Annotated in this window: 23 protein-coding genes; 11 read left to right on the forward strand and 12 right to left on the reverse strand. The window is 43.6% G+C overall.

The window, feature by feature from the left end; translation table 11 throughout:
- The first annotated feature begins 245 nt into the window (after positions 1 to 245).
- The 6 genes from CEF21_RS19455 (at position 246) to CEF21_RS19480 (ending at position 7,361) form a co-directional block, all read left to right on the forward strand.
- Positions 246 to 947 carry an ABC transporter ATP-binding protein gene (locus CEF21_RS19455; RefSeq protein ID WP_123919249.1) on the forward strand — a complete coding sequence of 234 codons (702 nt, stop codon included), beginning with the start codon at positions 246 to 248 and terminating at the stop codon, positions 945 to 947.
- Positions 944 to 3,274, forward strand: coding sequence for an ABC transporter permease (locus tag CEF21_RS19460; RefSeq protein ID WP_123919251.1), 2,331 nt, complete (start codon positions 944 to 946; stop codon positions 3,272 to 3,274). Before CEF21_RS19455 ends, CEF21_RS19460 begins: the two co-directional genes overlap by 4 nt.
- Before the next feature lie 26 nt (positions 3,275 to 3,300).
- Entirely contained in the window at positions 3,301 to 4,467 is a 1,167-nt protein-coding gene (locus CEF21_RS19465; RefSeq protein ID WP_123919253.1) for an MGDG synthase family glycosyltransferase, read from the forward strand.
- A gap of 444 nt (positions 4,468 to 4,911) precedes the next feature.
- On the forward strand, positions 4,912 to 5,445 hold the full coding sequence (locus CEF21_RS19470) for a hypothetical protein (protein ID WP_206427788.1): 534 nt from the start codon (positions 4,912 to 4,914) through the stop codon (positions 5,443 to 5,445).
- Positions 5,442 to 6,467: an alpha/beta fold hydrolase gene (locus tag CEF21_RS19475; protein WP_123919257.1), complete on the forward strand. Its 1,026-nt coding sequence runs from the start codon at positions 5,442 to 5,444 to the stop codon at positions 6,465 to 6,467. Before CEF21_RS19470 ends, CEF21_RS19475 begins: the two co-directional genes overlap by 4 nt.
- 282 nt (positions 6,468 to 6,749) lie before the next feature.
- Positions 6,750 to 7,361 (forward strand): DedA family protein, encoded by a 612-nt coding sequence (locus CEF21_RS19480; RefSeq protein ID WP_123919259.1) that lies wholly within the window; start codon positions 6,750 to 6,752, stop codon positions 7,359 to 7,361.
- A gap of 471 nt (positions 7,362 to 7,832) precedes the next feature.
- Here the strand turns inward: CEF21_RS19480 and CEF21_RS19485 are convergent, their stop codons facing one another.
- Positions 7,833 to 8,357, reverse strand: coding sequence for a dihydrofolate reductase family protein (locus CEF21_RS19485; protein WP_123919261.1), 525 nt, complete (start codon positions 8,355 to 8,357; stop codon positions 7,833 to 7,835).
- A gap of 134 nt (positions 8,358 to 8,491) precedes the next feature.
- Between CEF21_RS19485 and CEF21_RS19490 the strand changes: the two genes are divergently transcribed.
- The gene (locus CEF21_RS19490) at positions 8,492 to 9,430 is read left to right on the forward strand and encodes a helix-turn-helix transcriptional regulator (RefSeq protein ID WP_123919263.1); all 939 of its coding nucleotides are present in this window, start codon (positions 8,492 to 8,494) and stop codon (positions 9,428 to 9,430) included.
- A 33-nt stretch (positions 9,431 to 9,463) separates the two neighbouring features.
- On the opposite strand, the gene map is transcribed toward CEF21_RS19490, so the two are convergent.
- Complete coding sequence (gene map, locus CEF21_RS19495) at positions 9,464 to 10,210, reverse strand: type I methionyl aminopeptidase (protein WP_123919265.1); 747 nt, start codon at positions 10,208 to 10,210, stop codon at positions 9,464 to 9,466.
- A 413-nt stretch (positions 10,211 to 10,623) separates the two neighbouring features.
- Here map and CEF21_RS19500 point away from each other — a divergent pair, with 413 nt between their 5' ends.
- The 3 genes from CEF21_RS19500 (at position 10,624) to CEF21_RS19510 (ending at position 13,044) form a co-directional block, all read left to right on the forward strand.
- The gene (locus CEF21_RS19500; protein WP_206427789.1) at positions 10,624 to 11,409 is read left to right on the forward strand and encodes an SDR family NAD(P)-dependent oxidoreductase; all 786 of its coding nucleotides are present in this window, start codon (positions 10,624 to 10,626) and stop codon (positions 11,407 to 11,409) included.
- 123 nt (positions 11,410 to 11,532) lie between these two features.
- Positions 11,533 to 12,525, forward strand: a complete 993-nt coding sequence (locus tag CEF21_RS19505; RefSeq protein WP_123919267.1) for a DUF4003 family protein — start codon at positions 11,533 to 11,535, stop codon at positions 12,523 to 12,525.
- Positions 12,526 to 12,537: 12 nt separating this feature from the next.
- Complete coding sequence (locus CEF21_RS19510) at positions 12,538 to 13,044, forward strand: cupin domain-containing protein (protein WP_123919269.1); 507 nt, start codon at positions 12,538 to 12,540, stop codon at positions 13,042 to 13,044.
- Positions 13,045 to 13,117: 73 nt separating this feature from the next.
- Here CEF21_RS19510 and CEF21_RS19515 read toward each other — a convergent pair whose 3' ends face one another.
- From CEF21_RS19515 to CEF21_RS19550, 8 genes are all read right to left on the reverse strand, one after another.
- On the reverse strand, positions 13,118 to 14,347 hold the full coding sequence (locus CEF21_RS19515; RefSeq protein WP_123919271.1) for a S1C family serine protease: 1,230 nt from the start codon (positions 14,345 to 14,347) through the stop codon (positions 13,118 to 13,120).
- A gap of 268 nt (positions 14,348 to 14,615) precedes the next feature.
- Positions 14,616 to 15,602, reverse strand: coding sequence for a class F sortase (locus tag CEF21_RS19520; RefSeq protein ID WP_123919273.1), 987 nt, complete (start codon positions 15,600 to 15,602; stop codon positions 14,616 to 14,618).
- Positions 15,603 to 15,682: 80 nt separating this feature from the next.
- Complete coding sequence (locus CEF21_RS19525; RefSeq protein WP_123919275.1) at positions 15,683 to 17,023, reverse strand: copper amine oxidase; 1,341 nt, start codon at positions 17,021 to 17,023, stop codon at positions 15,683 to 15,685.
- Positions 17,024 to 17,113: 90 nt separating this feature from the next.
- Entirely contained in the window at positions 17,114 to 17,851 is a 738-nt protein-coding gene (locus CEF21_RS19530; protein WP_123919277.1) for a nucleotidyltransferase domain-containing protein, read from the reverse strand.
- Between the two features lie 15 nt (positions 17,852 to 17,866).
- Positions 17,867 to 18,841 carry a nuclease-related domain-containing protein gene (locus tag CEF21_RS19535; protein ID WP_164462255.1) on the reverse strand — a complete coding sequence of 325 codons (975 nt, stop codon included), beginning with the start codon at positions 18,839 to 18,841 and terminating at the stop codon, positions 17,867 to 17,869.
- A gap of 689 nt (positions 18,842 to 19,530) precedes the next feature.
- Positions 19,531 to 20,304 (reverse strand): SDR family oxidoreductase, encoded by a 774-nt coding sequence (locus tag CEF21_RS19540; protein WP_241156716.1) that lies wholly within the window; start codon positions 20,302 to 20,304, stop codon positions 19,531 to 19,533.
- The gene (locus CEF21_RS19545; RefSeq protein ID WP_123919283.1) at positions 20,301 to 20,921 is read right to left on the reverse strand and encodes a sterol desaturase family protein; all 621 of its coding nucleotides are present in this window, start codon (positions 20,919 to 20,921) and stop codon (positions 20,301 to 20,303) included. The genes CEF21_RS19540 and CEF21_RS19545 overlap by 4 nt, the downstream gene beginning before the upstream one ends.
- Positions 20,918 to 21,613 carry a GntR family transcriptional regulator gene (locus CEF21_RS19550; RefSeq protein WP_123919285.1) on the reverse strand — a complete coding sequence of 232 codons (696 nt, stop codon included), beginning with the start codon at positions 21,611 to 21,613 and terminating at the stop codon, positions 20,918 to 20,920. Before CEF21_RS19550 ends, CEF21_RS19545 begins: the two co-directional genes overlap by 4 nt.
- A 145-nt stretch (positions 21,614 to 21,758) precedes the next feature.
- On the opposite strand from CEF21_RS19550, the gene CEF21_RS19555 reads away from it, so the two are divergent.
- Positions 21,759 to 22,262 carry a peroxiredoxin family protein gene (locus CEF21_RS19555; protein ID WP_123919287.1) on the forward strand — a complete coding sequence of 168 codons (504 nt, stop codon included), beginning with the start codon at positions 21,759 to 21,761 and terminating at the stop codon, positions 22,260 to 22,262.
- A 32-nt stretch (positions 22,263 to 22,294) separates the two neighbouring features.
- On the opposite strand, the gene CEF21_RS19560 is transcribed toward CEF21_RS19555, so the two are convergent.
- On the reverse strand, positions 22,295 to 22,606 hold the full coding sequence (locus CEF21_RS19560; protein WP_123919289.1) for an iron-sulfur cluster biosynthesis family protein: 312 nt from the start codon (positions 22,604 to 22,606) through the stop codon (positions 22,295 to 22,297).
- Positions 22,607 to 22,625: 19 nt separating this feature from the next.
- On the reverse strand, positions 22,626 to 23,417 hold the full coding sequence (locus tag CEF21_RS19565; protein ID WP_123919291.1) for an SDR family NAD(P)-dependent oxidoreductase: 792 nt from the start codon (positions 23,415 to 23,417) through the stop codon (positions 22,626 to 22,628).
- Positions 23,418 to 23,556: the final 139 nt, after the last annotated feature.

A 23,556-nucleotide genomic window follows, 5' to 3' on the forward strand; every position in this document is an offset into this window, starting at 1 on the left:
TCAACAAAAATCTACAGAAGTGATGAGAAGGATTTCATATAACCGATGGCCTCTTTTACTATAAAATCCCAGAAAGGCTTTTTTTTCACGCTGTTTTCCTATGAATATTTACGCAATGATCACTTCATAGAACGTTTAAGGGGGTATGTATGAAGTTGCTAATCTTAATGACTCGTGATATTTAATGGTATGGAGGTCTGAACATTAATAAGATGAAACGCCAGAATCGCTTGAGGGGTGCAGGAATGATTGAAACCGTAGAGATTGAAAAAGTTTTCGCTAATGGGAACGAATGGCATCATGCACTAAAGAAAGTAAACATCCAGATTCAATCGAATGAATTCGCAGCCATAACCGGTAAATCCGGAAGCGGGAAGTCCACGCTGCTGAATTTGCTGTGCGGGATCGACAAGCCTTTTAAAGGAAAAATCCTTATAAACGGCACCGAGATTACCAGCCTCTCAAAAACAAAGCTGGCGAAATGGAGAAACAGGGAGATCGGAATTGTATTTCAATCATTTCACCTGCTTCCAAGTTTGACCCTTTTAGAAAATGTGATGCTCCCAATGGAGTTTTCCCCTTTTAAAAGAAATAAAAAACATCGGGCACTCGAACTTTTATATTCTGTCGGTCTTTCAGATAAAGCCAATATGTTCCCTGATTATGTATCCGGCGGGGAAAAACAGCGCGCTGCCATTGCAAGAGCCATCGCGAACGATCCTCCTGTCCTATTTGCTGATGAGCCTACAGGAAATCTTGATACAGAAAATGCCGAAATCGTTATGAACTTGTTTTCTAATCTCCTTCAGGATGGCAAAACGATTGTCATGGTGACACATGATCTGGAGCTAGCCAAACGGACGGACCGGATTATTCATGTAAAAGACGGATACGCATCAGATGAGAGATCCGATTCGGCAGACGTACATGGAGCACAGCTCATATGATGCCTTTATTCATGAAAAAGCCGCTCCGGGATCTGAAAAGGCAGAAGACAAAGACACTCTTAATTCTGTTATCAATTATAATCTCCCTGTCCATAGCGGGAATCTTAGTACATACGAAGCTTCAGTTTGAAGCAGCATTAACAGAAAGTATGAAGGAGTCAAACATTCCTGATGCTACATTCTACACCAATTCATTTCATTCATTCCCGGTCAATCTCACCAGGCTCGAAGGAGTTCGGGAAGCGGAGCCGGGAATTTCCCTCCGTGCCAGGGCAAAAACAAAGAATGGATATAAAAACATTGAAATTGTCGGATTACCGGAAAAAAAAAACGGGCAAATCGGAACGATCCAAATCCATAAAAGTCATAGCGGTCAGTCAGGCGTCTATTCCGAGGTCTCTACAAAGAAGCTTTTTGAATGGAAAGACGGGCAGGATACTGAGCTGCTGATTCCCGGAAAGAAACCAAAATCAATCAGGCTCACAGGCACAGTGGAAGACCCTTCCCGAATTCCCGCCTCGTTCAGCGGAACAGGCTATCTTTATTTATCTCCGGATGCCTTAAAAAATATCGGGGTGCCTCTCTCTTACTCTCAAATCCAGGTTGCATTTGAAGAAGGTACGAGCAAATCGGAGAAAGACAAGCTGATCAGCAAAATCGGCAAGATCTTGAAATCTTCCGGTATTACCTCTTACCGCACTGAATCTTCCGAAGAGACCTTCTATATACGGGACACACTCGTATCGGCCATCTTAACGGTTCTTATCTGCTTCGGTTTTTTTTCATTAATCCTTGGTTTTATCCTGGTTTCGCACTTATTCCACCGGGTAATTGCGGAGCATGTAAAAGAGCTGGGCATTCAGCGTACAGTCGGGGCCCCCATCTCCTTTATCTGGAAGCAATATTTTATTTATTTAGGGATCATTGGAGCGATTTCATTCGTTTGTTCTGCGGCTGCAAGCTACTATGGCAGTCTGTGGGCGGTCCGATACTTAGTGCAGGAACTGAACATAGGCGGCCACTCTGAGAGTATCCATCCTGCCGCTTTATTCATGCTGCTTATCCTGTCTTTTGCGATTCCCTATCTGGGTGCGCTTATCCCTATTCAGAAAGTCCTGAAAAAACCGCTTACCGATTCTCTGAGAAATGTGCCTCACTCCTTCCCGTCCAAAAAAGAAAAGAAAAGGGCCGGCCGCTTCTCGTTAAGCACTCTCTCCCGGAGACATGTGCTATCTAAAAAAGGACAGCTGCTCTCCAACATTGTGATGCTTTCATTTGGGGGAGCCGTCATCATCTCCTGTCTGTCTCTGAATCAAACGATGGCTCATCAGCTTCAGCAGATGAATCAGTTTTGGAATTACGATCAGGAATGGTCCATTAAAAGCACGCTGTCTAAATCTGAATTGACTGATCTTTTCAAGAACAACAGCCGTGTGAGCGAGGCTGAAGGCTGGACAGTCCGCAACACTGAAATTGCGCGGGATGAAACAAAAACCAATGCCCTGCTGACAGCTCTTCCCGAAGAGTCCACGCTGATCAGACCCAGGATGAACGATGGACAATGGCTGAAGAAGGGCGGTGTTCCGTCCATTGTCATTAATGAAGACTTGCGCACCATGCTAGGAAATCCAAAAATAGGAACACAAGCGGAGCTGCAAATAGGAAAGGACAAAAAAATCTTTACGATTGAAGGTGTAACCGGCAGTCAGCTGAAAGGCCCTGCCGCCTATATAAGCGAAACCGATTATCAAAACTGGCTCCATACAAATACGGCTAACAGAATGGCCGTTCAAACAAAAACCGGCACAAACAGCACGGCGATTTCAGCACAGCTTGAAAAACATCTAACGGAGCAAGGCGCTGCTATTGAAAGCTATGAAACCATTGAAGAGATGAAGGAGCGTCCTAAGCAAGTCATCGGCCTAATGGTTTCGGCTATTCTTGCTGCAGGAATTCTATTTACTCTTCTGGGAATCATCAATTTAATGACGGCAGCCAGCATCAATGTTTATGAAAGACAGAAGGAGATCGGTATCATAAGAGCTTTAGGGGGATCATCAGGTAAGATCATCCGCTTATTTGCCGGAGAAAGCATCCTTACGGCCATTATCAGCTGGAGTTTATCTGCTTTTCTTTCCATTCCGTTAAGCCGCTTTTTATTAGAGAAAATCGGAGTGGCTCTGCTCGGATTTCCACTGGAAGGCGGACTATACCTGAACGGAATGCTTGCCTGGCTGTTCGCTGCGATTTTGATTGGACTGGCTGCTTCAATTGTGCCTGTGTTCAAATCACTTTCCAAACCGCTGCCAAAGATGCTTCGGGATTAATCGAGGATAAATAAGGAGGCATTAAAATGAAAAGAATATTGGTCTTGCCGCTATTTAAAATGGAATCCGGACATCATAGGAGCGCTAATGCATTAGTGGAAGCCTTCCAAAAGCATGATCCAGAGATAACATGCGAAAAAGTGGATTTTCTAAGCTACGTTCATTCCGGACTTGAAAAATTTGTATCGAATGCCTACTTAACTTGGATCAGGAAGTTCCCAAAAGCATACAGTTCCTTCTATCATCTATTTTTCAGCAAAAAGTCAGATATGATTCAATCTGCTTATGAAGCTGTCTTTCTCGAAAAAATGGAACAGCTCATTGAAGTAAAACAGCCTGATTTAATTGTATGCACGCATAGCTTCCCTTCTTTTTTAGTCGATAAGCTTAAAAGATACGGAGTATGCCATGTACCTGTCTTAAATTTATATACGGATTTTTTTATTAATGGGCTTTGGGGAATGGAGCAGGTGGACCTGCATTGTGTGCCAAGTCAGGATGTTAAAAGCGAATTGCTCAGCAAGGGGATTGCCGAGAACAAAGTGATTGTTTCAGGAATTCTTGCCGATGACCGCTTTAGCAAACGGAGAATGGATCGCCGCAGCGATGATAAAATCCATGTCCTTTTATCCGGGGGAAGTCTGGGGCTCGGGGAAAACCTTTCTTCCCTGCTGAACACCTCTGCGAGCGGTCTTGTAGAATATAAAGTCCTTTGCGGTTCAAACCGCCGTCTTTTCGAAAAAGTGAAAAATTTACATTCTCCTCACGTAACTGCACTGCCTTATATATCGTCAGCTGAACAAATGAATCACCTTTACAGCTGGGCAGATGCCATTGTGACAAAACCGGGCGGTGCTACGATTAGTGAAGCAATCAGAAAAAAGCTGCTGATTTTTATTCATTCTGTTCTTCCCGGACAGGAAGAAGTGAATCTTGATTATTTGTTAAATAGAGGACTGGCTCAAACCATTGTGCCTCACCGTCCCTTTGAAGACGAACTGCTCTCCATCCTGAGTGATTCAAGCAGGCTGTTTGCCATTAACAAAGCGAGACATCTCTATATGAACGAGCTGGAAACCCGTTCTTGCATCGAACTTGTTACCTTAATTGAGAAAAAATTATTTACCGGCAAAACATCGGTTAAAGATCAATACTTAAACGAATTATTTACGAAGCTATACAAAAGTCTTTAAGCTTTGCTTTTTTTGCGATTCTTGTACACATGATAATAGATAAACGTGCAGCCCACGGCAAGCACTCCTATATGAGCCCACATAAAGGCTGCACGGAACATTTCCATAAATGACATGTTTTTCACCCTTTCTGGCTGATAATAACGAACAGAAGCTAATTCTTTATGACTATGATATCGTCAAATATGCAGATTTTTTTACTGGACACCCTAAAAATAGTTATTTATACCTACAACTTTTATCATTGTCTATGTGTTTCTATCATGTACAGGCTTATCTATCATTTTAATCACATTTAGCAGAAACAAACTTATACTGTAATGTGATTTGCAAACAGAGTTGCTGCGTTTCCCGCAAGCCCCTTATTGAGCCGATTGATACATGGCTTATTGCTGCAAGACTTCTGCAGGAAAGCTCTTTTATCGAGAGAAAGCAATCCTAGTCTTGCAGGAAAAGCTGGCAGCCGGGAAACTAAAAAATGATGGAAAGGAACATATTGCTGTGGAGATTAATCCTCAAGAAGCATTGGCATTGATAAAAAAGAGAGGTACTGAGCTTGAAAGAAGCTTAAACAACACGATTCAAATTCAGCTTAATAGGGAGGAACTTTTAAATCTCGCTGCTTTTGCTGCTCCTTTTATCAAAAGAGCATTTGAACAAAGTCAGGAAATTACAGAATTCCTGTCAGTCCCATTAAATTTTCCTACGAAGCGGGATTTTGTCAGCTTAGCGAATCTCTCCATTCAAATTGAAGAAAAACTGGATCAAATTGAAGGCTATCTATACCAGATCGCCAGCCAGAATCCGGCTCCAGTCAGCCTCCCTTCTCCTCCCGCCCCTGGACTTCCTGCCCCGTTGAAACAGCTTCAGCATTCTGCTGAAAGAGGCCGCACTCAAAAAGAATTGCTGAGAGCCACTTTAATGAAGCATGCTTTCGGCTTTGAGGAAACCGCTGTAAAGGATTCTCCCAACTCATGACTCCTTTTGAAGCCATCTATGAACAGGTAAAAAAATGCACTTTACTTTTTCAAACTCCTGAACCTCCAGTCGGATTAACGGAAAAAACAGCCGTCTGGAAAAAGAACAAGGCTACTTTATGGTATTATCCTGCCCCTGAAAAAAAGTCCTCCGTGCCATTATTTTTAATCTATTCTCTAGTAAATAAAGCATTTATATTGGATTTGGCTCCTGGATACAGCATGATAGAAGCATTTGTTAACGAAGGCTATGATGTGTATTTGCTGGATTTCGGTGTTCCAGGCTATGAGGATAAAGATTTAACGATTGAATCGTATGTTTTACACTATGTCCAGGAAGCAGCAAGAAGAACATTGAGGCATTCACAAGCCAGCGAATTAACGGTCATCGGCTACTGTCTTGGGGGAACCATTGCAGCCATTTATGCAGCAATGACCGATGATCCAATCCGAAATTTAATTCTTAATGTTGCCCCTATCGATTTTCATCAGTACAAAGTTTTTGATGAAATTACAAAAGGACTGGCAAATGGAGAAGCCGATTTAGATCCTTTATTCGACGCACTCGGTATTATTCCTGCTCCATTTATGAAAACAGGGCTCCGTGCAGTCAGCTATCCTATTTACTACAGCCCTTATCTTTCGCTTATTTACCGCATTGACAATAAAGAGTACACCGATTATTGGAGAAGGTTTAATAAGTGGACTCAAGGACACATTCCTTTTTCAGGCGGAGCTATCAAACAGCTTGTATCTGACTTTGGAAGGGAAAACAAGCTCATTCGCGGCGGATTAATAATCGGCGGCAAAAACGCCAGCCTCTCTAACATTTCATGTCCACTGCTTGTGATTTGTGCCGAAAGCGATAAGCTCGTTCCAATGGAATTAAGCACTGCCGTTATCGATCTCGTTTCAAGTCAGGATAAAACGCTGCATGTACTCAAAGGCGGCCATGCTACATTTACGGTAAACAATGGCCTCCCTGAGTATTTGGGCAGATGGCTTTCTGAACATTCTTTGTAATACAGCAACTTTAGAGAGAGGAGGAAGGTTTTGTATCTTTTAAGTTTCGGAATCAATATAAAATCCAGTTTTCCGACTGGAATCGCATCTGCAGTCTATCGGAATTTTTCCGCTAAGGAACACCACCCTGCTTTATTCCGTGATTTGGCGGAGCCCTCCTACTATAACCGGACTGCTCATTTCCCTTTGTATTTCCCTATACAAGAATAGGTAAATATTCCAGTTTACAATGACCCTTCCAAAGGGAATCGTACAGAAACTGCCTCTTGGAAAGGAGCCATTATGCTGGAATTCATCATTCACTTATTAAAGACATTTGGGATATGGGGACTGTTGGGCGGGATCGCCATTGAAGCATCCTCTGTTCCTTTTCCCGGTTCCCTTTTAACATTGGCATACGGCTTTGTACTTGACCAGCCCATGTCTTCGATGATTTGGATCGCCGTACTAGCAAGCATCGTATATACGATTTTTTCCCTTATCCCTTATTGGATCGGGGCAAAACTCGAACATAAAGTTAAGAAAAAATTTAAACGAAAGAAAAAAACCATTGAACGTACACAGCGCTGGTTCAAGAAATGCGGAATCTGGAGCATTGCACTCTCCAGACCCCTTGGAATCGGCAACTACATTTCTTACGTCTCTGGTTTATCAAAAGTTAAACTTGTACCGTTCCTTGCTCTCACATTCATAGGAGTATTTCCATTAAACATTGCTATGCTCTGGCTGGGTTCTGCGGGGAATCTCGGTTCCGTCCAGACCTTCATGTCGAATATGCAAACCATCATCCTTATTCTTGCAGGAGCTGCCCTGGCAGGATACCTTATCTACCGTTTCTATTTCAAAAAGCGAAAGTGCGGAAGCGATACACAGACGAAATCAAGTTCTGTCTAAAAGGGGCGATTTAAAAGGTTTTATTCACTTGGCTCTGTTAAAAGCCTAATGTTGATTTTTTAAACTAGTTGATTGAACTGGAAGGCGCGAGACTCCGAGCTGAGAGCAGCGGGACAGGTGAGACCCCGCAGCCGCAATGCGGCGAGGGGGCTCACCGCCCGCCCAAGGATAAACGAGTACCTGTAACGGAAATCAACATCCAAGTTTAACAGAGTTTTGAAAAAAGCATGAAAAACAATAAAACCGAACGATTCCGAAGCTCTATACCAGAGTTTCAAATAATCGTTCGGTTTTTTTATTAACCCGAAACCTTTTGTCCCAGCCTCTTTTACGTTTCCGTCATGATTTGAAGAAGAGAGCCACTCCGGCAGAAGCAGAGGACAGGTGAGACCCCTGGCATCAAGGAGGCTCACCTCCCGCCCCTGGATAAGGAAGCAAGTGGAACATCCAGAATCCTTTCCGGACAGTTCTTTACAGTTTTTTTAATTCATAGGTGAGCAGCACAATCTCATTAAATCTTTCACTTTTAGAGAGCGAAAGCTTTTGTTCAGGAAACCCCTTATCAAATAGAGAAATACCTTTCCCTAGCAAGACGGGAATCACCGCAATGATAAACTTGTCCACAAGCTGCTCCTGCATAAAATGCTTAATGAGATCTCCTCCCCCGATCAGCCAGATATCTTTTCCGGATTTCTGCTTTAGTTGCAAGAGAAGATCCGACGGGTTTCCTTTTTGAAACGATGCATATTCGTCCATTCCTTCTCTTTTATTGGAGAATACATAGCACTCTTTATCCTGATATGGAAATTCTATATCAAATCCAAGAACCTGCTCGTATGTTTTCCTTCCCATGATTACAGTATCAATCGTTTCTAGAAACTCCCCATATCCGTTATCCCCTTTCCCCTCTGCCTCCTCAAGCCAGTCAATCTCCCCATTTTCCCGTGCGATATATCCGTCAAGACTCATCGCAATATACAAAACTGTGTTCCTCATTTTTCATTCCTCCTGTCTGTATCGTTTATGAATCTTCACATATAATGATATAGGAGAACCATGACAGTTTTTGACGTATTTAAACTGATTATCCTGCAGCCGCTCAAGTCATTTCAGCCGGAGAGGAGAGGGGAATGAATAAACCGAAGAGGCTTTACGATTTGTTAAAATACATAAATGGAAAAGATCGTTTTACAGCAAAAGAATGTTCCGACGAATTCGGTGTGTCCGTTCGGACCATTCAGCGCGACCTGGAAGAATTAAGCACGTGGGGGGTTCCTTTTTATACAGAACAAGGCAGATACGGCGGCTACAGAATGCTGAACTGGAACATGCTTCCACCCATTCTTTTTTCTGCAGACGAAGCCGTATCTATTTATTTTGCCTACCAGGCATTATCTTATTACGGCTCTCTCCCATTTCAAATTAATATTGATTCAGCGCTTAAAAAATTCTATTTACATCTTCCCGACCAGAGTAAAGCAAAATTAGACCGGCTAAAAGACACCATTATGTTTGGAACTCAGGGCTATTCGCATATTCAAGCCCCTCATTTAGAAGAAATAGCAGATGCGGCTATGAAAAAAGAGGTGTCAGAGTGGCTGTATGACTCTAAAAACGGACAGAAAAAAAGACTGGTCGTTCCTCTCGGCATTTATGTTTATGCTGGCATTTGGTATGTTCCGGCCTATTTCATTGAAAAAGAAAAAATCTCCCTATTTCGGGCGGATCGTGTTCTTGAAGTAAGCAGAACCGGACAAACAATGAATGATCTCCCCACTCTGCAGGAATGGCTTCAAGAAGATAAGAAAAACGGGGCAACATCCATACTGGAAATTCGATTAACAAAAGAGGGGGTCAGGCTGTGCAAAGGTCATCCTATCTTGCATCATGGGCTGATAGAAGATGGGGACGGAGGATGGATCTATAGAGACATCGATTTATCTGAAATGGATTATACAATATCACTGCTGCTTCCTCTTGGCAAAAATGCGGAAGTCATTCAGCCTGAAGAAATGAGAAATGCAATGAGAGAGCACGTAAAGGTTCTTGTCGATATGTACAAAAATTAAAAAGGGCGGAACGTAAAATGTTCCGTCCTTTTTTTATTGGGCTGTCAGGATGAGCGGGCCGTCTGCCGTAATCGCAAGGGTATGCTCAAACTGTGCACAGCGTTTCCCGTCAACGGTTCTTGCCGTCCACCCGTTTTTATCCATCTTGGATTGCCAGCTTCCTGCATTGATCATCGGTTCGATTGTAATAACCATGCCTTCTTTTAAACGGGTACCTTTTCCAGGAAGGCCGTAGTGGAGAATCGTAGGGTCTTCATGCATTGTTTTTCCGATTCCGTGGCCGGTAAAGTCTCTGACAACAGAGAACCCTTCTCCTTCTGCATAAGACTGAATCGCATGGCCAATATCCCCTGTACGGTTTCCTGCAATCGCCTGTTCGATGCCTTTATCCAAGGAAGTTTTTGTTACATGCATGAGCCTTGATGACTCTTCATCCAATTCCCCTACTGCATAAGTCCATGCAGAATCCGCCAGCCCGCCATTTAAATTAACAACCATATCGATTGTCACGATATCCCCGTCTTTCAACTCTTTTTTCCCCGGGAAGCCATGACAGATTTCATCATTTACAGAAGCACATGTCGCATATGGGTATCCAAGGTATCCCTTTTGTTCAGGAGTCGCCCCATATTGTTTTAAAAACTTTTCCACAAATGTGTCAATCTCAAGCGTTGTGATTCCCGGCCGGATCATCATGGCAATTTCTTTATGAGTTTCAGCCAATAGCCTTCCTGCTTCATGCATTAGCTCGATTTCTCTTTTACTTTTAAGTTGAATCATATAAACGCTCCTTACCGATCTTTTTATCCTGCTTTTAAACGATACCATATTCCGGTTTGGAAGAGCGAACCTCCTGCATTTTCGCGTGCTTTTTTCTAATTGCCTTTCTACAGCCAACTTTAAGGAAAACCGGTGCAATCGTTCATGAAAAAGCGAACGATATCCGCATGAGTTTTTCTTCACATAAATCCATCCTTTTATTTATACGCCGAACAGATACTTCCGTAACAATCTTATGTAGATGGACTGTCATTGATCATGCAGAGATTCACTTTCTTGATATATAAGAAAAGTGTTTTTTTCCTGTTTTTTTCACCCAAAACCTTTCTTCTTGCTGTTGACAGGTTTTATTTATAGTATTTCAGGCTATGTATATTCTATACAAACGAAAGTTACACAAAGGAGAGATTCTTATGTCAGAAAAACGTCCGCTTGCAATGGTTACCGGAGCATCCTCCGGACTTGGTCTTGAGCTTTCCAAACAATTCGCCGAAAACGGTTATGATATCGCTATATCAGGATCAAGCGACCGGATTTACGAGGCGGCAGAAGTAATCCGCGGTCTTGGAGCTAATGCTTATCCCCATCAGGCCGATGCCTCTTCCTACGATGGTGTTGAAAGCTTTTGGACCTTTGTGAAGGAATTAGTCCGTCCTGTCGAAGCAGCCGTTCTTAACGTCGGAATCGGGCTTGGCGGGGCATTTGCCGAAACAGATCTTGAAGATGAGCTCAAGCTGATTTCCATTAATATTTCTGGAACGGTTCACATGGCAAAACGTGTCGTTCAGCATATGCTCCCAAACGGCCGCGGTAAAATTCTCGTTGTTTCATCAATTGCCGCAACACTTCCGACTCCATATGAAACCGTATATGGACCTTCCAAGACATTTGGCTTTTCATTCGCAGAATCTTTGCGTGAGGAACTGCGCGGAACAGGTGTTACGGTCACAGCCCTCCTGCCAGGTCCGACAGATACAGATTTCCACTCTAATGCTGGTATGGACTCGAGCGAAATCGGTTCTTCAGAGAAAAACGATAAAGTGCTCGTAGCTAAACAAGGGTATGAAGCACTAATGAACGATGTGGATCATGTCGTTGGCGGAGATGAGGCAACCAAACAGGAAGCAAAGGAAAATCGAAATACTCCTGAGCCGGAGAAAGCAGCCCGCCATGCCAAACGGGCACGTCTGCAAAACTAATACCACCCAGAACAAACGCCTGCTCACCTCCAAGATTTAATCTTGGAGGTGATTTATGATCTCCTGCGAAACCTTTTTATTCTTAATCCGTATGATTAGAGGAATGAATAGGAGGGACGCAATATGGAGTATGGACAGCATAAGCTCGATCAATACCATCACATCTTTTTACAGCTCAAGGATGAACTGAAATGGAAGGTCGCTGATCAGAGAATTTTAATGATGGCCGCTTCTCTTTATGCCGTATCAAACAGGGCTTTCAACCTTTCACACTATCTCCATGTATGCGACTATATGAAAGCATACAGCGGAATGTTTTCTCCATTTAAATCCTATCACCGCTTCATCACAGCAGCGATTCTCGACACAAGGTACGAGGATCCATTTGCCAAATTTGACGAAATGCACCGGATGCACGATATGCTTGTGCATGCGGGGTTCCGAAAGGGCATCTTTACGTATATTTCCGCGCTGGCTTTAATGGGTACGAACACCGCCGAAGACAAAATTCATGTAAAAGCCGCAAAGGCGCATACCATATACTCCTATATGAAGGATCAGCATTTCTTCCTGACGTCCGCAAGCGACTACCCGCTTGCTGTTCTTCTAGCTGAAAGAGAGGAACGGGCAGAAGAACTGATCGAATTAATGGAATCCTATTATGATGAGCTGAACCGCAGCGGGTTCAAACAGGGAAATGAACTCCAGTTTTTAAGTCATATCCTTTCCTTAACAGGCCAAGCAGCTTCACAGGATATCGTGAGCCGCTGTGTCCAGACAGCCCGTACACTGGAAGACTATGGATTCAGCTTAAAAAGAAAACATTATCCGGAAATCGGTCTGCTCTCTTTAATCAATAGCCAAGCTGCTGATTTTGAAACTCTTTTTAGTTTTATTAAAAAACTGAATGGGGAAAAACATTTTAAGTGGCATAAAGATATGAACTTCACAGTAGCCGTTCATCTAATCGCCAGTGACCGTCTGGAAAACTCAAGCCTCATCGGAACCGGGCTTTATACGTCTATTGAAATCATGATGCAGGCACAGCAGGCCGCCATGATCGCCGTTGTCGCAAGCTCAGCCGCTTCTTCTGACGGAGGCGGGGGCGGAGATTAAGGAGGAGACAGGATGAATCACTTTGACAATCGGCTTGAAACTTTCTATTTTAATAGAAGCGGAACGATCCCGAACCACCCTGCCTTTCCGGTCCTTCTATATAGGAGAGCGCTCATAAATCAGCCCGGCAGGATGGAAGAGATGTTCAATCGGAACAATTGGCTCAACAGCTGGGAGAATGGCATTTTTCCTTATCACCACTACCACAGTAATTGTCACGAGGTGCTCGGTGTAATCTCGGGTTACGCCGAGGTGCGAATCGGCGGAGAAATGGGAGCGGACCTTTTGATTCAGACAGGTGATGTAATCGTTCTTCCAGCTGGAACCGGTCATAAAAACCTGTCTTCCTCTTCTGATTTTAGCGTAGCCGGAGCCTATCCGGACGGGATGAGAAGCGATCAGTATTCCGAAAGCGATTCTCTTCAGCCTGAAATAATAGAACGCATACAATCCGTACCCATCCCGGACGAGGATCCGGTCACAGGGGGACAAGGTCCCTTGCACCAATATTGGCGGTAAAAAAAAGACCTGCTTCGTTTCCGCGAAGCAGGTTTATCATTTATATATAATATGGGGGAAGGGTATTGACCATCTATTCTTGAGCAGCGAGGGTAAGAGTAAATTCCTGTTTTTTGCCATCACGGTATGCTGTAACGTTTACTTTATCCCCAATGGACTTGCTTTCATACAGATATTTCCTCAGCTCACTGGAATTTTTCACTTTCTTGCCATCGAGTGCGATAATTACATCGCCTCGTTCCAGGCCTCCTTTATCTGCCGGAGATCCTGACTGGATTTTATCCAAATAAACGCCTGTAGTCACTCCTTCAGGGAGACCAAGCTCCTGGCTCGCAATTTGAGGCGGAATTTGTTCAATGTCCCCAAGAGAAACACCGAGGAACGGACGGTCTACCTGGCCTTTTTTCATCAACTGACTTGCAATCGGCATCACATCGTTGCTTGGAATGGCAAAGCCAAGGCCTTCTACTCCGTTCTGGCTGATTTTCAGGCTGTTGATTCCTATCACTTCTCCATTCATATTTATGAGCGGGCCTCCGCTGTTCCCAGGGTTGATTGCAGCATCCGTCTGCAGGACATTCAGCTCCCAAGGGCCTTTCGATGTATCAATTTGGATACTTCGATTGGTGCCGCTTATAATCCCCTCTGTTACAGTACGGGAGAACTCAATTCCAAGCGGATTTCCAATCGCGATGACTTTTTCTCCGGCACGGAGCTTAGAAGAATCTCCGATTGCCGCTACTCCCGGAGCCTGATCGGCCTTAATGCGTACAACCGCCAAGTCCGTCAGCGGATCCGCCCCGACCAGGTCCCCCTTCGCTTTTTTCCCGTTTGAAAAAGAGATATCAAGCGACTGAGCTCCTTCCACTACATGGTTGTTCGTCAAAATAAAAGCATCCTTGCCTTCCTTCTTGAAAATAACTCCGGAGCCCGTACTGCTCTCTTGAGGGGTATCACTGAAACTCTGCTGGCTTTGCTGAAGATTGGCAATTCCGACAATCGCAGGCGACAGATTCTCTGCAACATCCGCCACATTCACATTATTGCTCACCGTCTGCACATTCGCTGACGGCTTCACTGTACTTTGAGAAGCCGCTTGTTCAGCAGGTGCATTTTGAACAGCCGGATTCTCCTGCTGTTTATCCTCAATCAGCGGATACACACCGAGAACAATCATACCGCCGACCACCCCGCTCGTTATAGAAGAAAGAACGGGCTTCCAGCGGCTCGGCTTAGACGCTTTCTTCTCATTCCCGTACCGGCTTGAAACAGATTCCTGATTATGATCATCATAGTAGCCCATTTAGAAAACCTCCCATACTAGTTCAAATCGTTCCTCCTTGCTGTTGTCTTTATTTTAAAAGAAGATTCTGGCAAGAGAATGAGAGAATCATGTGAAATTATGAGAAAAGCGGAGGGCGCTTGCTCAGCGCTGAAAGACGGTGGAGCTTCTGACCGAGAGGCGCTTATTTGCCTCGACCGAAGAAGCGAAGCGGCCGAAGCGCTAGCGCCCGGAGCTGGACAATGAGAAAAGCGGAGGCGGCTTGCAAAACAAAAATCCCGCTGAATGCTCAGCGGGATTCGTTCTCATTTCCAGAAGTCCATTTTGCAAAGTGGGATTCCTGTCCGTAAATATCGACAGAAGTGACCGAATAGATGGAGCTCTGGGAATCGGGGTCCAAATAATTTTTACGGTCTAATGAAGAAACACTTCCTACTTGCTCCTTCGTTCCGTTGCTGTTTTGGCGATAAACACGGTATCCGATGATTTTTTCATCTCTCACAGCATGCCATGAAACCAGGTTTCCGTTTACCTCAACGTGGGTTGGAGCTTCCGGATTTTCTGCGCTTGTTTCAATCTGTTTAACGAAATCATCTCTAAGCTCTGTATAAACGACGAGCCGTTCTTCATGAGTTCGTTTAGAGCGGTCAAAAGTTCCTGTACACGTAATTAAATTTAAATTCCTCCGGCTGGTACTGCCAAAAATCTCATCCAGAGGAGCTTTATCACGCGGATAGCTGACCTTATTTTTTACTATAAAAACAAGCTCTTTCCCCTCTGCGTCCTTCACCTTAATTTCATCGCCTTTTTCAAGTTTTTTAAGGTTGTAAAAAACAGCAGGGCCTGTTTTATTATCTACATGTCCCGCAAATACCGCGTTTCCGGCATTGCCGACTTTTGTTCCCGGTTCAAACCAGCCAACGTTTTTGTCATCCTTCGGAACATCCATCTGGCCAGTTGAAAGAGTTCCGACCTTTTCAATACTCGCTGATACATCAATTTTAGGTATTTCCACCTTTGCCGGCTCCATCCCCTTAAAGGCAGAGGTCAATCCGTTCATGGATTTAATTTGCTCTTTGATTCTCGGAAATTCCTTATCTAAAGGAAGCTTCGTTTTAACAACAGCCGGAGTCCCTTCTTTCTTTTCCTCAGCCTTTTTCTCAGCCTGCGTAGCATTTGCTGAAGGCTGCTCATTATTTAGAAAGAAGTAGTCAGCTGCACTATAAATAAAAAGGGTGAACAGTCCTGCATAAACAATGGAAAGGAACCATTTCACGAAAACACCTCCGCTTCAAGAGAGTGGATATCATAGGAAAAAGAAGAGATGACCTTCTCTTCTTTTTCCCTATTCCCGGTTTATTGCTTATTTAATGCTCTTTTGCGAATCACTAATCCGCCAGTCAGAGCCAAAATTCCAGCAAGTGCAGCATACATCATGTATTGAGACTGATCATTTGCTGTACCGCCCATACCTGTTTTAGGCATATCGGAAGGCATGTTTTCTGCCATGAATTTTTCTGGCATTTGTTTTACGATTGCTCCGCCAAGTGCTTCGCCTACACCATACATGTAAGCATATCCTTCACGGAATGAAGCCGTGCTTGCATCGTAATCTTTCGCTACATAGCTATCAAATGTTTTGATTACTGTATCTTCATGACCTTTTACTGCTGCCTGTGCATCTGCAGTAGGAAGGTTTTCTTCAGTAGCCGCTCCAAGGAATGCACCGAAATCTTTAGAGAACATGCTTAGCGATTCTTTCGCTGCTTTTACTTTTTCTTCATCACCTTGTGCTGCCGCTGCAGCTAAATCAGCTTGTGCTGTGATGTGCTTGGATTGCCATACTTTTTCAAACTGTGCTCCGCCTTCTTCACCATAAATAGAAGCGATCGCTGCTTTGAAATCAGCTGTGTGCATATCTTCAGCCCATGTTGCGAAATCGTAATCTTTTGCTCCATCAAAGCCTTTTTGCATACCCATTGCTGCTAAAGCAAAGTGCTCAGAAGCAAGCATATTCAGGTTGGACCTTAAATCAGCTGCTGGTGTATCCGCTTTTGTGTTTTCAAATTTCTCAGGCATTTGGGAAACGATTGCCGTTGATAGTGCTTTAGAAATTACAAACATACGTGCATAGCCTTCACGGAAAGCTGTGTAAGATGCTTCATAATCACCCTTCACATGCATATCGAATGCCTTCATTACATCATCTTCATGAGCACGAAGAGCTTCTTTTGCAGCTGCTTCCGGAAGTTTGCCTTCAGTCGCTGTTCCCAGGAATTTAGAGAAGTCGTCTACGAATTTTTGAACTTCTGCTTCAGCTGCTTTTCGTGCTTCAGCATCTCCGCTTTTCGCTGCTTCTACTAAAGAGTCTGTATAAGTGTTATGACCAAGGAAAATTTCTTCGAATTGTGCTGCGCCTTCTTTTCCGTAAATGGATTCAATGGCAGGTGTCATATCTTTTGCATTTTGATTTAGAGCGGCTTGTACTTGCTCTGCATCGGCTGCTCCGTCATATTTCTTCGTCATCGACATAACCGCTAACACAAAGTGTTCGGATAACAGCTGGTCTAAGGTCGATCTAAGATCTGCTGCCGGTGTAGAAACCGTTGGCTGCGCCTTTTCTCCTGCGGCCATAGCCATGGTCGGGATAAAAAGCAGTAAAGCCATCATCATTATAAGGATTCTTTTCATATTCATGTAGCTGTTCACTCCCTTGTTTTTTGTTTTACATATAGTAAACGGGACAGTTGACCTAATGGATCACTTTTTAATAAAAAAACAGATTTCTTATCGAAATCTGTTCTCTGGCCAGGCTTTTTTCAATGTATTTTGAAAAAGAAGATTCAGTTCTGCGGTAGGATCTGTATGGATTTGCCTCAGTGATTCGGCATAATCCCTTAATTCTTCCATTTCACGTTGTATAAAACTCTGGATCTCTTTACTTAATAAAACGGGATCTGTGTGACCCGATTTTTTCAATTTTATATAGGGTGCCAAGATAGAAGAGTCTATTACGTTTGGAGGAAATGTACCATGGTTCCTGATCCAGCCTGCGCTTAAGATAGAACGGATAAGATTCAGGAGCGGCTTTATAGTAATCGACCCTCCGCTGATCTTCTTTACATTTGCTGAGGCGATGTTCAAATAGTGGAACAGCGCCGGCTTTGGCTGAAAATAAGTATGGTTTAATACCCGGAGACTATCCGCGAATGAAAAACAATCCTCATAAACCGTTTCCGCCTGCAGCCATTCAAGTAAAGAAGGATTTGATTTTCTGAAAAGCCTCAGTGCCTTCGTCATTTCCCATCCGCTGATATCCAGATTTTCGCTTATCGGCTCTTCAATGACATCCTTCCCTTGATCAATGGAGAGATACCATTCAGGGCGGTGGATATAAATAAAGCGCACATCATGATCACTATCTTCAGATGCATATCCGAATGCACGGCTGCCCGCTTCGACGGCGAAGCAGATTTTGATGTTGTGAATGGATTCGATTTTTTGGAGGCTGGCGGGGATATGCATGTATGGAGGCTCCTTTCATTGGTTGATTAAGCGGGATAAATCATAAACTGTGCTCTTTTTTTCTCCTTCTGCAGGAAAACCTTCTTTTTTCATTAAATAAGCGGCAGCGTTCCTGGAATTGAGGTTTAAAAAGCTTCTCATTTCTTTATTCGAAATTTTTGTGTCAAATAATAAAGCATAGTCAGTTAGTGCATCCATATGTCCCCTTTTTGCTAGATTTCCGCAAGTTCTGCACTTCCAATTCCCATTGATTTTATTAATCGGATATGACTCACAATGAGAACAAATAACTCCTATTATAATATCTTCAGGAAGAATGCTGTACGAGTCTAGAACATCAACCTCGCTTGCAGTATGATTTTTCAATAAGTTTTTAATGATCTTCTTTAGCTGTTTATCTGTCATAACAGGCATTTTATACTTTTTTTCAAATTCTTCTACCTTAGAAATAAGCTCTGCGCTTTGAATTACTGGTTTCATTGAATGAGAATGTGGATTAGATGATTTTATAATAGCGGAGGCATTACTGAAGATCAACAGAGTTTCAACGGGGACATCCAAATTTAGATGTTCATTTAGCCAATTCGTTAATTGCATCTTGTGCCTGACAATTTGAAAAAGCGGATTAGGAAATACCTCTTCCTTACCATCGAACGTCCGGATAAATTGATTAAAAGAATGGTCAAAGTATAAGGTCCCGGCTATGTTTTTAATTTCCATTATTAGAATAAAATTCGGTGAGAGTAGAAGAGAGTCAATCTGAAAATGATGGGTTTTGTGGAGAAGACGGAGATCATGAAGGATATGGTACTTGTCGTTTGAGAGAAAGCTGAGGTAATAATCAAGCGATTGTTCACCTCTATACCCAGCCTTTATCTTGGCTAAGTCTTCTTTTATTAAAGGATATTTCAGATGCGCTTTTGACAGCCTCCTTAAAAGAGCCTCTAATTTAAGTACCTTTATAGGGATTTTTCTTTCTTTTCTAATCAAAATGCTTTCTCCTTTCGTTTGAATCTTTATAATTTCTGCAATTCAGGATCTTTCTCCTTCCTTTCTAGTAACTTTTATTCGTTAAACTGTCTTTATGATGAATTTCAGGCACCTTATGATGAATTTTTTGGATTTATGATGAAATTTAGGAGGTTTATGATGAAATTTCAAGATTTATGCTGAAAGAGGATCACGGCCCTTGTATCCCCCGCCTCCGCAGTCTCCTCACTCCAATTCCTTTACCTACGAAACCCACCATCCGAGTGCAGTACCTTATTCCTAGCCATGTAGAAATTCCTTCAACGAAGCACAATTGCTGACTTTCTCTAGTTGATTGCTGAAAAAGGGACCACAGGCGGCTCCCCGCCACCGCAGTCTCCTCACTCCAATTCCTTTACCTACGAAACCCACCATCCGAGTGCAGTACCTTATTCCTAGCCATGTACAAATTCCTTCAACGAAGCACAATTGCTGACTTTCTCTAGTTGATTGCTGAAAAAGGGACCACAGGCAGCCCCCCGCCTCCGCAGTCGCCCTCACTCCAAGCCCCCTTACTTGCGAAACCCGCCTTCCAAGTACAGTAACTTATCCACCAGCCATGAACAAAATTCTTTATTTCACGGCAATTGCTGAAAGAGGACCACGGACCTGAAATCCCATGCCTCCGCAGCCCCCTCACTCCAAGCCATCTACCTGCGAAAACCGCCTTCCGAGTGAAGCACCTGGCCGGTGATCCACTCTGCCTCCTCACTGACTAAAAAACGGATGAGTCTGGCGGCATCGGCGGGCTGGCCGATTCGGCCGAAGGGGAACATTGGCCCCAGGTGCTCCTTTACTTCACGGTTCATCCAGCCGCTGTCGGTCGGACCCGGATTTACGGCGTTTACGGTGATGCCCATCGGCGCAAGTTCAGCAGAAATGGAAACAGTGAGGGCATCGATCGCTCCTTTGCTCGCGGCATAAGGAATTTCTCCGGGCATCGGTCCGCGTGACTGGCCGGACGTCATGTTGATGATTCTTCCCCCGCTTACTTTTGAAAAATGACGGGCGAAGGCCCCGCACATGAGGGCCGTTCCTCGCACATTGACTTGGTAATGCCGGTCCATGTCGAGGGCCGTCATCTCCAGGATGTCTTTATTTACAGAGAAAGCCGCATTATTTACAAGGATATCGGGACCTGCCCCCATTCTCTTTTTGACTTCATTAAAAATCATTTCAGGTACCGCCGGATCAGACAAGTCAGCGTCCATCATTTCGGCGCGTACTCCTGCTGTCCGCAGTTCTTCAAGCAATACCGCTGGTTCGTTTGTGTGATTTTTTCCATACACCGCCTGATCAAATGGTGACCAGGCAGTAAAGAATAGATCAATCCCGGCGGCAGCCAGCTCTCTGCAAATAGCGGCACCTATTCCATTTAAACGGGAAGCTCCCGTCACTACGGCAATTTTCGTCATAACCCTCATCCTTTCCGCTTCTCTAAATCCTTCGCAGTTTGGCTCATCTCTACCTTTTTTTCATCCTTTAATGTTCCAAACAGAACATCTCCAATTGGGTTGGAGACGCCATACCAGTAGTTTTCATTTTTAAAATGATGGAGCTGATGGGTTTTTTTCATCCATTTTCCAAATCCAAAAAGCGGCTTGATTGGCCGGTGGGCAACATAGTGCTTCCACTCGTAGGTGAGCAGCATGAAAATCAGACCCATCCCGAATGCCGCTGTACTTAGTAAGTTCGCTGTGAAAGAATAAAAAATGACCGCCAAAATGATAAAATTCGGAATACTGTACCACACTGGCAAAAACAGCAGCTTTAAATCATTCGGATATTTGTGGTGATCATAATGTAAACGCTTTAAAAACTGGAGAAACAAACGGTTTTTCGGCGGCTTAAGGTGAAAAAGAAACCGGTGCGTTACATACTCGCTGAAAATAAACACAATTAATCCGGCACAGAAGAAGCCTGCATTCAGCCAGGAAGGATGGATAATGAAGACAGAGGCTCCCAGTGAAATAAAGATCAGTCCCATTACTAAAATATCAAAATGAAGGAAAAAATCACGATACAATCCTTTGCTTTTCATGTATTCAGCTCCTCATTCTTATTTCGCCATAACTTAAGGCTATCCTGCATCATCTTCCTAGTGATGGCCTCCGCTTCCTTTGAACGTCCAGCAAGTACAGCTTCCAGCAAACCCGCGTAATACGTTCTGGATGCCATTCGATGACTCTGCTCCTCAAAATATTGCACAGCCATTGTTATATAAAAATCTGTAAAACTATTAATAATAAGTAAATACAAAGGATTGGAAGATAGTGCGGCCATTCCGCGCTGCAGCTCCCAATCAAATCTTGCAAAATCTGCTGCATCCGGTTTAAGGTCATTCGCCTGGAGCAATAATGCGGCCGCCTTTGCCCGGTTCGTTTCAACGGCATCCCGAATATAGGAAGGAGTGAGCGAAATCCGCAGCTCCAGCATATAACTGATCCATTCCCTCGGAATGTTCTCATAGGAATTGAGCAGGCTGGCAATGGTCATCAGATTCCCCTGCTGCCACACATCATTGACTGCCGGCGGCATTCCTTTTCTCAAAGATAACCATCCATCACGCACCATTCTTTGAATCGCTTCCCTGACAGCCGGTCTGCCAACCTTGTAAATGGAAGCAAGCTCCCGCTCTGGCTTCAAAGTGGTATGAGGCAAAAGCTTTTGTTCCAGAATGGATTGAACCAGTGCTTTTTCAACAAGATCCGATGCCCTTTCCACATTCCTCATCTCCTTTTTGGTATGACCAAAATATATGCCGGTAAGACCAAATTATTCCATAATTCAGATATTGTCAAGGTGCTGTTTTAGGGTAATGGAGAATAAAAAGAGGGTATAGAAGAACGGAAACATAAATGTTCTGGGAGGAATGACCATGCCTGCATTTCAATTAAATCAAAAAGCGCCTGATTTCTCGCTGCCTGCTGTATCCGGAGATACTTTTTCCTTTGAAAAGCATCAGAAGGAGCATAAGAGCCTTCATCTTGTAGTCTTTTTCAGAGGATCCTGGTGCCCGGTTTGCATCAGTGATTTGACAAGCCTGCAGGAAAGCAAATCTTATTTTGAAGACAAAAATGTCCATATGATCGCCATCTCAACCGATAAGCTTGATGCCTTAAAAAAGATGTCCGAAGAGCATGACTTTACTTTTCCGGTCTTAGCGGATGAAAAGCTGGAAGCGCTGGAAGCGTACGACGTCTTCTATCACGGCGAAGATGCGCCCTATGAAGATCACGGTGTACATGGGGAACCCGCTTATTTTCTGATTGATGAAGAAGGAAAAGTTCTTTACCAGCAAAGACAAACCAGTCCATTCGGTCGTCCTTCGGTTACGGAGCTTCGAAAAATCGTGCAGTACGTTACAAAAAATAAGAAATAAAAAAAGCGGACCCATAAAGGTCCGCTTTTTGCTTACTGATCAACGGTTAATCTTACCCGGCTGTTAAAGATCTGATTCTTATTGCGAAGGACAAAGTGGTTATTGGAGAAGTCGATTTCCAGCTCGTGATCAAAGCCTTTTTCAAAATCCTTATCGACAATAAAATCGTATCCTTCTGCAGATATTTTCTTCTCGCGCCCTTCCAGTTCCCGATCCTTCATTCCTTTGATTTCATAAACATTGTTTACAATGTCACAGCTTCCCGGATCAAAAGGAATGGAGAAAACAGTACCCTCAGGTGACTCACTAAGTTTTTGTTTTGCACGTTCGGTCAGCTTAATCATGTTAAAATCCCTCCCTATTTTATAAAGAACGGATAATGCCTCCCTCAACCCGCTGGGCAGAGCCGTTAATAGCTGAAGCTTTATCCGATGCCAGAAACAATATGGTACTTGCTACTTCTTCAACGGTTGCGAAACGCTGAATCAAGGATGTGGGCTCATTTTCTTTAAAGTAATCCTTTGTAAATGGCTCGAGATCTTTTCCCTCCGATTCGGCTGCACCTTTCATAAAGTTTTCGACTCCTTCTGTCCAGGTCGGCCCCGGAAGGACGGAATTTACCGTAACATTCGTTCCCTTTGTCAATTCCGCCAGTCCTCTTGAAAGAGAGATGAGGGCTGTTTTGGTTACAGAATACGGAATCATCTGCGGCAAAGGCTTTACTCCTGCCTCACTTGCCAGGTTAAGAAGGCGGCCGCTGTTCCGTTTCAGCATATCCGGCAAAAATTTGCGAGAGAGTCTTACAGCGCTCATGATATTTGTTTGAAAATAATCTTCCCATTCTTCATCCGTTACCTCTTCAAATGATTTCACTTCGAAAAAGGCAAGATTGTTGACCAGGATATCCACCGGTCCAATTTCATTTACTTTTGAAATGAAATCATTGCTTCCCTCAAGCTTTGAGAGATCCGCTGCCACTCCATATACCGTTCCAAATGCGGAGAGCTCGTCCGCAACTTTTTGCACTTTTTCTTCCGTTCTTCCGTTAATAATAACTTTGGCACCTTCCTGAAGAAAGCTTTTTGCCGTTTCTTTACCTATTCCCCCTGTTGAACCAGTTACAACAGCTAATTTACCTTTTAAATTTAAATCCAAACCTGCCACCTGCTTTCATCTACTTGAATTATTCATTAGATTAGCATACCCATCACTCTCAGGGCCAATGTTTGAGCTTCTGGTAAAACCCTTCTATAATGGAATTGTCCCCCATTGAGGGGGTAAAAAAATTCAGGAG

This window comes from Bacillus sp. FJAT-42376 (genome assembly GCF_003816055.1).
In the GTDB taxonomy this organism is placed as follows: Bacteria; Bacillota; Bacilli; order Bacillales; family Bacillaceae; genus Metabacillus_B.